The 12,066-nt window shown below is 38.0% G+C and carries 10 protein-coding genes; all 10 read left to right on the plus strand.

Annotation, left to right across the window (positions count from 1 at the left end; translation table 11 throughout):
• The first annotated feature begins 90 nt into the window (after positions 1-90).
• The 10 genes from coaBC (at position 91) to rpe (ending at position 11,999) form a co-directional block, all read left to right on the plus strand.
• Positions 91-1,299, plus strand: a complete 1,209-nt coding sequence (coaBC, locus tag MHH73_RS09280) for a bifunctional phosphopantothenoylcysteine decarboxylase/phosphopantothenate--cysteine ligase CoaBC (RefSeq protein WP_191812321.1) — start codon at positions 91-93, stop codon at positions 1,297-1,299.
• Positions 1,296-3,704 carry a primosomal protein N' gene (gene priA / locus MHH73_RS09285; protein ID WP_191812319.1) on the plus strand — a complete coding sequence of 803 codons (2,409 nt, stop codon included), beginning with the start codon at positions 1,296-1,298 and terminating at the stop codon, positions 3,702-3,704. Before coaBC ends, priA begins: the two co-directional genes overlap by 4 nt.
• A 120-nt stretch (positions 3,705-3,824) precedes the next feature.
• A complete protein-coding gene (def, locus tag MHH73_RS09290) occupies positions 3,825-4,310 on the plus strand; it encodes a peptide deformylase (protein WP_191812317.1) in 486 nt (161 codons plus the stop codon).
• Positions 4,307-5,257, plus strand: coding sequence for a methionyl-tRNA formyltransferase (gene fmt, locus MHH73_RS09295; RefSeq protein ID WP_191812315.1), 951 nt, complete (start codon positions 4,307-4,309; stop codon positions 5,255-5,257). Before def ends, fmt begins: the two co-directional genes overlap by 4 nt.
• Positions 5,254-6,606 (plus strand): 16S rRNA (cytosine(967)-C(5))-methyltransferase RsmB, encoded by a 1,353-nt coding sequence (rsmB, locus tag MHH73_RS09300; protein WP_191812313.1) that lies wholly within the window; start codon positions 5,254-5,256, stop codon positions 6,604-6,606. Before fmt ends, rsmB begins: the two co-directional genes overlap by 4 nt.
• A gap of 4 nt (positions 6,607-6,610) precedes the next feature.
• Positions 6,611-7,696, plus strand: a complete 1,086-nt coding sequence (gene rlmN, locus MHH73_RS09305) for a 23S rRNA (adenine(2503)-C(2))-methyltransferase RlmN (RefSeq protein ID WP_191812311.1) — start codon at positions 6,611-6,613, stop codon at positions 7,694-7,696.
• A 4-nt stretch (positions 7,697-7,700) separates the two neighbouring features.
• Positions 7,701-8,450, plus strand: coding sequence for a Stp1/IreP family PP2C-type Ser/Thr phosphatase (locus MHH73_RS09310; protein ID WP_191812309.1), 750 nt, complete (start codon positions 7,701-7,703; stop codon positions 8,448-8,450).
• A 9-nt stretch (positions 8,451-8,459) separates the two neighbouring features.
• On the plus strand, positions 8,460-10,451 hold the full coding sequence (pknB, locus tag MHH73_RS09315) for a Stk1 family PASTA domain-containing Ser/Thr kinase (RefSeq protein WP_225230499.1): 1,992 nt from the start codon (positions 8,460-8,462) through the stop codon (positions 10,449-10,451).
• Between the two features lie 15 nt (positions 10,452-10,466).
• Entirely contained in the window at positions 10,467-11,351 is an 885-nt protein-coding gene (rsgA, locus tag MHH73_RS09320; RefSeq protein WP_191812302.1) for a ribosome small subunit-dependent GTPase A, read from the plus strand.
• Positions 11,352-11,354: 3 nt separating this feature from the next.
• Complete coding sequence (gene rpe / locus MHH73_RS09325) at positions 11,355-11,999, plus strand: ribulose-phosphate 3-epimerase (protein WP_191812300.1); 645 nt, start codon at positions 11,355-11,357, stop codon at positions 11,997-11,999.
• The last annotated feature ends 67 nt before the right edge of the window (positions 12,000-12,066 follow it).

Here is a 12,066-nt window from a genome sequence, read left to right on the forward strand (position 1 = left end):
TGTTAAAAACAAGAAGAGATAGATGAAAAATTGAGCGAAATTATTCATAATAAAAGAAAAGTAACCTTTTGAATATTGGGGGTTTGTAAGATGTTAGATGGTAAAAAAATCTTGCTATGTGTAACGGGTGGAATTGCTGTTTATAAAGCTGTAGCTTTAACAAGTAAGTTAACGCAAGCTGGAGCTTGTGTGAAAGTGATGATGAGCGATTCAGCTAGACAATTTGTGTCACCGTTAACTTTTCAAGTGATGTCCCGTAATGAAGTATATTATGATACCTTCGATGAAAAGGACGCCAGTAAGATTGCTCATATAGATTTAGCAGACTGGGCAGATTTGATTTTAATTGCACCAGCAACTGCGAATATTATTGGAAAGCTTGCGAACGGCCTTGCAGATGATATGATTTCTACAACATTGTTAGCACACACATCGCCTGTATGGATTGCGCCTGCGATGAATGTCAATATGTACAATCATCCTGCCGTGATAAAAAATATAGATACGCTCCATCAGTTTGGTTATCAATTTATTGAACCGAGTGAAGGCTATCTAGCATGTGGCTATGTTGGAAAAGGTAGATTAGAAGAACCGGAAAAGATTGTTGAGCATATGAATCATTTTTTCAATCAAAAAGAACCGTTGTTAAAAGGGAAAAAATTATTAATCTCAGCTGGTCCGACAAGAGAAAAAATTGACCCCGTTCGTTATTTAACCAATCATTCGAGTGGTAAAATGGGCTATGCGATTGCAGAAGTGGCAGCGAAGCTTGGTGCAGATGTGACATTAGTATCAGGTCCTGTTCATATTTCTTCACCTCGTGGGGTAAAAGTTGTAAACGTTGAAAGTGCGGAAGAAATGTATGAAGAGATGATTGTTCGTTTTGCTGATGCTCATATTGTGATAAAAACAGCTGCTGTAGCGGATTATCGTCCAAAATATACTTTTGAGCAGAAAGTGAAAAAGAATGATGGTGATCAACAGCTAGAATTAGAGAGAACGAAAGATATTTTAATGGCACTTGGTAAGAGAAAGAAAAATCAAGTGTTGGTGGGCTTCGCAGCAGAAACAAATAATGTGGATGTATACGCGAAAGGAAAGCTGGAAAAGAAAAATGCTGACATGATTGTAGCCAATGATGTAACAAGTGCTGGTGCTGGATTCGGAACAGATACGAATATTGTTACTCTCTATAAACGAGATGGAACTAAAACAGCGCTCCCATTAATGTCTAAACATGACGTGGCAGAAAACATTTTAAAAGAGGCCCTTCATTTACATGAGGATGAGAGGAAATGATTGCTGAGGTCATTGTTGACGTACCGGCTAAGCAAACAGATCGACCTTTTGATTATGTGATACCGCAATCACTTGAGACGGTCATTCAAATTGGGATGCGAGTCGTCGTCCCATTTGGGCCAAGGAAAATTCAAGGTTTTGTTATTGGAATCAAACCTCATTCCACGCTAAATAAATTAAAAGAAATCATCGAGCCATTAGATTTAACACCTGTATTATCTGAGTCGCTCATTTCATTAGGAAATTGGCTATCAGAAGAAACTCTAAGTTATCGAATCTCTGCTTATCAAGCGATGTTACCAGCAGCACTTAAAGCAAAATATCAAAAAAAACTACTGGTTCCAAAGGAAAATAAACCGTTGTTGCCTCAAACCTTACAAAGCTTATTTGCTAATCAAGAAAGCATCATGTGGGAAGAAGCGAAAGAAACGGGCTATTTATCATTGTTACAGCAAGAAGTAACAAAAGGTCATATACAAATTATTTATGAAGTGAAAGATAAAATAAAAAAGAAAAAACGTCTCGCCATTAGAAGTGCTCTTTCAATAGAGGATTTAAAGACTTATCAATCGACTCTTACACAACGGGCACAAAAACAACATGACGTGATCAATTACTTTATCGAACATAATGATTGGATTTTCCTTACCGACTTAACGGCAACCCTACAAATATCGAATGCCGTCGTAAAAGAACTCGTGAAAAAAGAAGTATTAGAGGAGAGCGAACGTGAAATTTATCGTGACCCTTATGCAAATCGTTATTTTAAACGAACAGAACCATTGCAGTTAACAAATGAACAACAAGAAGCCATCGATCCTATCCATGATCGCATTGCCAAATCCATGCATGAAGTGTTTTTATTGTATGGCGTCACAGGGAGTGGGAAAACAGAAGTTTACTTACAGTCGATACAGAAAGTACTAGAGAGAGGACAAGAAGCGATCTGTTTAGTGCCAGAGATTGCACTTACCCCACAAATGGTTCATCGTTTTAAAGGAAGATTTGGGAATCAAGTAGCAGTAATGCATAGTGGATTGTCAGCTGGTGAGAAATATGATGAATGGCGAAAGGTACAGCGGGGGGAAGTGAAAGTTGTCGTTGGGGCAAGGTCAGCTGTATTTGCTCCGTTTGAAAACCTTGGTCTCATCATTATAGATGAGGAACATGAAACCAGTTATAAACAAGAGGAAAACCCGAAATATCATTCAAAAGATGTAGCAATAAAACGAGGGAAGCAAGGGAGTTTCCCCATTATTTTAGGTAGTGCTACACCATCACTCGAATCATTTGCTCGCGCTAAAAAAGGTGTGTACACTTTGTTAAGTTTGCCGAAGAGGATGAATAATCAAGATTTACCACATGTGGATATTGTAGATATGCGTGAAGAGCTAAGAAGTGGAAATCGCTCGATGTTTTCTTCTTCCTTATTAGAAAAGCTCCAAGTACGTATCGAAAGAAAACAGCAAACGGTCCTCTTCCTCAATAAACGTGGATACTCTTCTTTTGTTATGTGTCGTGATTGTGGCTATGTTGTTAATTGTCCGAACTGTGATATCTCATTAACTTATCATCGCCACCAGCAGCAAATGAAATGTCATTATTGTGGATTTGAGGATCATGTCCCCACTGTTTGTCCAGAATGCCAGAGTGATCATATTCGTTATTTTGGCACAGGGACACAAAAGGTAGAGGAAGAACTTCATAAAGTGTTACCAGAAGCGAGAGTTATTCGGATGGATGTCGATACAACGAGTAAAAAAGGTTCCCATGAGCGACTGCTTAATGAGTTCCAAAAAGGCCATGCGGATATTTTGCTTGGTACACAAATGATTGCCAAAGGACTCGATTTTCCAAATATCACGCTTGTCGGTGTATTATCGGCTGATACAATGCTTCATTTGCCAGATTTTCGCTCATCAGAAAAAACGTTTCAGCTATTGACGCAAGTTAGTGGTAGAGCAGGCCGACATCAATTACCAGGAGAAGTGGTCATTCAAACATACAGTCCTGAACATTATAGTATTCAGTTAGCCGCTGAACAAAATTACGATCAGTTTTACGAGCGCGAGATGATGATTAGAAAAGGCTTGAAGTACTCACCCTTTTATTTTATTACGCTTATTACGGTTAGTCATGAACAATTGATGAAAGCGTTAGATGTCACAGAAAAAATTACCACATTTCTGACTAGTCGCTTAACTAAAAGCGCCGTCTGCCTTGGTCCTGTTGCATCTCCTATTCCACGAATCAACAATAGATATCGCTACCAATGTTTGATAAAATACAAACGGGAGCCAGAGTTAAATCAATCATTAAAACAGATATTAGATCAATATCAGCAAGAAGTGACTTCAACTTCATTGAAAATATCTGTAGATGTTAATCCATTTATTCTGATGTAAAGAAAAACAACTAAAAAAGGTTATAGATAGAGAAAATCGTCGAGAATGGTAATAATTTAAGTCACTTTTCATAGAAATGGCTGGCTGTTGAATGAGAAGATGTTATGGAGGATTTATATTTTGAGTGTTAAACAAATAGTGATGTACCCTAATACAGTTTTAGAAAAAAAATGTACACCGGTAACGGTTTTTGATAAAAAGTTAGTCAGGCTATTAAATGATATGTATGATACAATGATTGAATTTGATGGGGTCGGACTAGCTGCTCCTCAAATAGGTCTCGATAAGAGAATAGCGATTGTAGATATAGAAGATGAACATGGCACGATTGAGATGATAAATCCAGAAGTAATCGAAACATCAGGTGAACAAACAGATCCAGAAGGCTGTTTGAGCTTTCCTGGCATTTATGGTGAAGTTACACGGCCATCATATGTGAAAATAAGGGCATTCAATCGCAAGGGAAAGCCATATGAGTTCGCAGCAGAAGGTTTTCTTGCTAGAGCAATTTTACATGAGATTGATCATTTGGATGGAATCCTATTTACCTCGAAGGTTAGCAGATATATAGAGGAAGAAGAGTTAGAGAGGTTGGATGAAGAATGACGAAAATTGTATTTATGGGAACACCGGATTTTTCAGTTCCGGTATTACGAAGTGTGATTCAAGAAGGTTATGATGTCATTGCAGTTGTTACACAACCTGACCGACCAGTGGGAAGGAAAAAGGTGCTAACTCCACCACCAGTAAAGGTGGAAGCACAGAAACATGGTATTCCAGTGCTACAGCCTGAGAAGGTTAAAAATAAAGAGGACTTGCAAGCTGTTTTAAATCTTGAGCCTGAGCTTATTATCACGGCTGCATTCGGGCAAATTCTCCCTAAGCAATTGTTAGATGCACCTAAATATGGTTGCATTAACGTACATGCTTCATTGTTGCCAGAATTAAGAGGTGGAGCACCGATTCATTACAGCATCATCCAAGGGAAAGAAAAGACTGGTATTACGATTATGTATATGGCTGAGAAGTTAGACGCAGGCGATATCTTAACTCAAGTAGAAGTCGAAATCGCTAAGGACGACACTGTTGGTACCCTTCATGAAAAATTAAGTGAAGCTGGCAGCAAACTATTGTTAGAAACATTACCACCGTTACTAAAAGGTGAATTGCTTCCGATACAACAAGATGAAGATTTAGCAACATTTGCATACAATATTAAGCGTGAAGAAGAAAAAATCCAGTGGAGTAAACCAGCAGTAGAAATTTATAACCATATTAGAGGTATGAATCCTTGGCCAGTTGCATATACGACTTTGTCTGATGGGGTTATGAAAGTTTGGGCTTCGACTATCATTGAATCAAAATCAAATCAAGTGCCTGGAACCATTGTCGGATTAGAAGAGGATGGCATCAATGTTTCTACCGGCGATGGTCAGACATTGCAGATAACGGAGATTCAGCCATCAGGTAAAAAACGCATGAAAGCGAAAGATTACCTGCGCGGTGCAGGTGCCCATCTTCAAGTTGGGATGAAGTTAGGGGACAATCAATGAAAAAGCAAAGAAAGAAAAATGTAAGAGAAGTTGCGATGGATCTGTTAGAGGCGATTGAAAAGAACCAATCGTATAGTAACCTCCTGTTAAACCATGCTATTAATCAAAACCGTTTAGAACAAAAAGATATTGGTTTGCTGACAGAACTGGTTTATGGGACGTTACAACGTAAAATGACATTAGATTATTATTTACAGCCTTATATAAAAAAACCAAATAAAGTGGAGTCATGGGTAAAGCAGTTATTAAGGATTACTGTTTACCAAATGGTTCACTTAAATAAAATTCCTGATCATGCGGCATTAAATGAAGCAGTAGAAATAGCAAAAAATAAAGGCCATAAAGGCATTGCTTCATTTGTGAATGGGATATTACGGAATATACAGCGAAATGGAATGAGACAAGTTGATGAGATAAAAGATCCTATTCAACGCATTTCAATAGCAACAAGTCACCCAGAGTGGCTCGTTGCCAGATGGGTGGAACAATTTGGGCTAGAAACAACGGAAGAAATGTGTAAGCTTAATTTACAAGCCCCGACACAAACAGCACGTGTAAATCGTACGAAGGCTACGACAGAAGAAGTGATGACATTATTGGAAGAAGAAGGATATGCCGTAAAACGGAGTGAATGGATCTCTGAAGCCATTCATGCCCTTCGGGGAAATCTAGCCAAGTCGACAGCATTCAAAAGTGGACTGATTACAATACAAGATGAAAGTTCAATGCTAGCTTGCTGCGCGTTGAATCCCCAAAAGGATGAAAAAATCCTTGATGCCTGTGCTGCTCCAGGTGGGAAAACGACTCATCTTGCTGAAGCGATGTCGGGGAGTGGAGAGGTTATAGCGATAGATCTCCATGAACATAAAGTGAAGCTTATTTCACAAACAGCAGACAGATTAGGATTAAAGAATATTGTCACTCTTGCACTCGATAGTAGACAAGTCCAAGATCATTTCCCGCAAGAGTCGTTTGATCGTATTTTGTTAGACGCACCATGCTCAGGTTTAGGTGTGATGCGCAGAAAACCTGACATGAAATATACAAAAAAAGCAGATGATTTAGTACGCCTGCAGGCCATTCAATTGGATTTATTAAATGCTGTCACCCCATTATTAAAAAAAGGTGGTATGCTAGTGTATAGTACATGCACTGTTGATGAATCTGAAAACCATCAAGTTATTTCACGTTTTTTAAGTGACCATAAAGAATTTGTTGGAGACTCAACACTTAAGGAAAGGCTACCACAAGCATTACAAACGTTTGTGAATGATTATGAAATACAAGTATTACCGCAATATATAGGTTCAGACGGATTTTATATCGCTTGTCTGAGAAAGAAGGTGTAATCACATGGAAAGAAATGCAACAAAGAAAAAAACAGAAACGAATCATCAACCATCCATTTATTCATTACAACTGGACGAATTAAAGGACTGGTTAAAGGAAAATAATGAAAAAGCATTCCGTGCAAGTCAAATTTTTGATTGGTTATATACAAAAAGAGTAACAAGCTTCGATGATATGACAAATCTATCAAAAGGTTTGCGAGAAAAACTCGCAGCTACATTTACTTTAACAACATTAAAGACGATTATTCAGCAACAATCTACTGATGGCACGATTAAGTTTTTATTTGAGTTACACGATGGCTATTCAATTGAGACGGTTTTAATGCGCCATGAATACGGGAATTCAGTTTGTGTAACGACACAAGTAGGTTGTCGTATTGGTTGTACATTTTGTGCATCTACTTTAGGGGGATTAAAGCGTCATTTAGAAGCAGGAGAAATCGTTGCTCAAGTCGTAAAGGTACAACAAGCATTGGATGAAACAGATGAAAGAGTTAGCTCTGTTGTTATTATGGGTATTGGGGAACCGTTTGATAATTATGATCAAATGATGTCTTTCTTAAAAATTATTAATCATGATGATGGCTTAAATATTGGTGCTAGACACATCACTGTTTCTACCAGCGGAATCATCCCGAAAATTTATAAATTTGCTGATGAAAATATGCAAATCAATTTTGCGGTCAGCTTGCATGCGCCTAATAATGATATAAGAGGAAGACTAATGCCGATCAACCGTGCTTATAAATTGCCTGATCTAATGGAAGCTATTCATTATTATGTGAACAAAACAGGTAGACGTGTAAGTTTTGAATATGGTTTATTCGGAGGAGTCAATGATCAAGTTGAGCATGCAGAGGAGCTTGCTGATCTCGTTAAAGGATTGAAGTGTCATATTAACTTAATCCCGGTTAATTACGTACCTGAGAGAGACTATGTAAGAACTCCTAGAGAGCAGATTTTTCAATTTGAAAAAGCATTGAAAAATCGTGGGGTTAATGTGACCATACGTAGAGAACAAGGTCATGATATTGATGCAGCATGTGGACAACTTCGTGCAAAGGAGAGAAAAGAAGAAACGAGGTGACAGTATGAAGGCTGTTTTTATGACTGATGTAGGGAAACTTCGTCAGCGAAATGAAGATAATGGTGGCATATTTACAAACGCCAGTGGTGATCGCTTAGCTATCGTAGCAGATGGTATGGGCGGTCACCGCGCTGGTGATGTAGCTAGTGAAATGGCCAAAGAGAAGCTGAAATCTATGTGGTTGCTTGCGCCAAAGATTGAAACAGCTGATCAAGCAGAAAAGTGGTTACATGATCATATTAATGAAACCAATAAAGCCATATATGCTCACAGTAAAAAAGTAACTGAATGTGAAGGTATGGGTACGACCGTTGTTGCTGCTATATGTACAAGCCGATTTGCAACGATTGTAAACGTGGGAGATAGCCGTTGTTATATTAGAAATGAAGCGGGTTTTCAGCAGCTAACCGACGACCATTCCCTTGTTAATGAACTGCTTCGGTCAGGACAAATTACAAAAGAGGATGCTGAAAATCATCCGATGAAAAATTTAGTATTACGTGTCCTCGGTACGGAAGAAGATGTGAATCAAGACATTAAAACGATTATTTTTGAGGATGATGATAGGCTATTGTTATGCTCTGATGGTTTGTCAAACAAAGTTTCAGAACAAGAGATGGAAGCTATCTTAAATGGCACTGACTCACTAGAGGAGAAAGCTACTGAGTTAATTAAACGAGCAAATGAAAATGGAGGGGAAGATAATATTACCCTCGTAATCATCGAGTATGCAGATGATTGTGAGAGAGGGTGATAAACGGTGATGATTGGTAAGCGTATAAACGGCCGTTATAAAATTTTGGAAATGGTCGGTGGGGGCGGCATGGCCAACGTTTATTTAGCTCATGATATGATTCTAGATCGAAACGTTGCATTAAAGATGTTGCGACTAGACTTCGCTGAAGATGATGAGTTTATTAAACGATTTCACCGTGAAGCACAATCAGCTACAAGCTTAACTCACCAAAATATTGTAACGATTTATGATGTAGGGGAAGAAGATACCCTTTATTATATCGTCATGGAATATGTTGACGGTCAAACATTAAAGCAATACATACAAAAAAACGGACCTGTTCCTTTGGAAACAGCCATAGATATTATGAAACAGCTAACATCAGCTATTTCTCATGCCCACCAAAATCAAATTATTCATCGTGATATTAAACCGCATAATATCTTAATTGATCATGAAGGTAAGATAAAAATTACTGATTTCGGAATTGCGATGGCTCTGAGTGCGACGAGCATCACCCAGACGAATTCAGTATTAGGGTCGGTTCATTATTTATCACCAGAACAAGCAAGAGGCGGTATGGCAAACCGTAAATCGGATATTTATTCATTAGGGATTGTCATGTTTGAGTTATTAACTGGAAGATTACCGTTTTCGGGAGAATCAGCTGTTTCTATTGCGTTGAAACATTTACAATCAGAAACACCTTCCTTAAGAAGATGGAACCCAGATATACCACAAAGTGTTGAAAATATCGTATTAAAGGCAACAGCAAAGGACCCATTTCATCGCTATAATAGTGCCGATGAAATGGAAGAAGACCTCTCCACGTCTTTAAACGAAGAGAGGATGAACGAAAGAAAGTTTACTGTACCTGATGACGATGATGCGACAAAAGCAATTCCGATCATTACTGCAGATAAAATGTACCATCCTACTGACGAAACGATTATTCATAAGATTGAAGAAAAAAATGAAGATAGTCCTGCACCTAGTGTAAAAAAGGAAAGTTCCAAAAAAGAAAAAGTTGAAAAGAAAAAGAAGAAAAAACGCAAAAAAGGTCCAATTATTCTTATATCTACTTTTGTACTATTAGTTGTGCTATTCGTCCTTTCTATCACTGTTTTACCTGAAATGCTTTCACCTGATGATATTACTGTACCAGATGTATCAAATATGAGCGTGGATGAAGCGAAAACATTGTTACAAGAAGAAGGATTTACGATTGGTGAAGAAATCGAACAAAACAATGATGAAGTAAAAGCAGGGGAAGTTATCAGAACCGAACCGAGAGCAGGTAGGACACAAAAAGAAGGAACCGCAGTAAATATTTATGAAAGTATCGGTAAAGAGCGCTATTCTATGGAGGATTTTACTGGTCGCCCTTTTAGTGATATAGAAGAGATGCTGAAAGAAGAGGGTTTCCAATCTATTCAATCAGAAGAGGAATTTAGTGATGAAACAAAGGGAACGATTCTAGAACAGAATATTGATCCCGGAGAAGAAGTGATTCCACAAGAAGAAGAGCTCGTCTTTGTTGTCAGCAAAGGTGAGGAACCAATAGAATTAAAAGATTTAACGGGTTATAACGATAAGGCCTTATCAGAATACGAAGCATCTAGTGGATTAACAATTGAAGTAGCTGGAGAAGAGCATCATGCTGAGATCGCCCAAGGTGAGGTCATTTCTCAGGATCCTGAAGCAGGAGCATCTTTAAATGACGGGGACACAGTAAAAGTTTATCTATCAAGCGGACCCGAACAAGTTCCTGTAGAAGTGAAAAGAGAAGTGAATGTACCGTATAAGCCCAATCCTGATAATGTCGGACAACCTCAAGAAGTACAAATTTTTATAGAGGATATGGACAACAATATTGATGAGCCATTTAATACAATTCATATTACTGAAGATCGGGTTATTTCTTTTACTCTGCAAATTCAACCTGGAGAAACCGCTTCTTACCAAATTATGAGAGATGGTCAAATGATTATTCAAGAAAATGTTCCGTATGAACAGTGATGTAGGAGGACAGTTATGCCAGAAGGCAAAATCATAAAAGCTTTAAGTGGCTTTTATTATGTTTTGAACAAGGATAAAGAAATCATCCAATGTCGTGGACGTGGTGTTTTTCGTAAAAATAAAATAACTCCATTAGTCGGAGATGAAGTAAACTATCAAGCAGAAAATGATAAAGAAGGGTATATTTTAGAAGTGAAAGAGCGTAAAAATGAACTTATTCGCCCACCTATTGCGAATGTAGATCAAGCTTTTCTCATTTTCTCAAGTGTTGAACCTACCTTTAGTACAGCGTTATTAGATCGTTTTCTTGTCTTGGTAGAATCAAATCATATTACGCCTATTATTTGTATCACTAAGATGGATTTGGCAAGTAAAGAAGAACAAGAAACACTAGCTGTATATGCTGATAACTATCGAAAAGCGGGATATAAAGTTATTTTGACTTCATCCGAAACGGAGGAAGGAATCGAGGATCTTTATCCTTTCATTACGGGAGAAATATCAGTATTTGCTGGCCAATCAGGTGTTGGTAAATCTTCACTATTGAATGTATTACGACCTGATTTGCAATTGAAAACAGACGACATTTCCTCTCATTTAGGGAGAGGAAAACATACAACAAGACATGTGGAGCTCATTGAGATTAATGGTGGCCTTGTGGCTGATACACCGGGTTTTAGTTCTTTAGAATTTACTGATATTGAGCAAGAGGATTTACAAACTTATTTTCCTGACATCCAAGAAATAAGTAGCTCATGTAAATTTAGGGGTTGCATGCATTTGAAGGAACCTAAATGTGCAGTTAAACAAGCGATGGAAATTGGTGATTTGCCAAGCTATCGCTATGAGCATTATATTACTTTTATAGAAGAAATCAGAGACAGAAAGCCGAGGTATTAACGCATGGTTAAAATTGCACCATCGATTTTATCTGCAGATTTTTCTAGATTAGGAGAAGAAATTCTTGATGTTGAACGTGGGGGAGCGGATTATATTCATGTAGATGTAATGGATGGTCACTTTGTTCCTAATATTACGATTGGTCCGTTGATTGTTGAAGCCATCAGACCGATAACGAACCTACCATTAGATGTTCATCTTATGATAGAAAACCCTGATCAATATATTCCAAGCTTCGCCTCAGCAGGAGCAGATATAATTACTGTTCATGCGGAGGCGTGTAAACATCTTCATCGTACAATACATCTCATCAAGTCATTGGGTGTTAAAGCAGGCGTTGTGATTAATCCTGCAACACCTGTCGAAGCGATTAAGCATGTGATAACTGATGTGGATATGGTGTTATTAATGACTGTGAACCCTGGATTTGGGGGACAATCATTTATTGAAAATGTTTTACCTAAAATTGCTGAAGTAAAAGAGTGGAGTAAAACATGTAATCCCTCTCTCGAAATCGAGGTGGATGGTGGCGTAAATGAGGAGACTGCTAAAAGATGCATTGCTGCAGGAGCGAATGTTTTAGTAGCAGGATCTGCCGTTTATAATAAACAAGACCGTAAAGAGGCGATTGCTAGACTGCGGAATTGACCTGAAAAAGCTGATTTTAAGATTATACTTAGAGTCAGCTTTTCTTATGTTTTTATTTTACGTAGAT

Origin of the sequence: Cytobacillus sp. FSL K6-0265 (assembly GCF_038003465.1) — a bacterium.
GTDB lineage: Bacteria > Bacillota > Bacilli > Bacillales > Cytobacillaceae > Cytobacillus > Cytobacillus stercorigallinarum.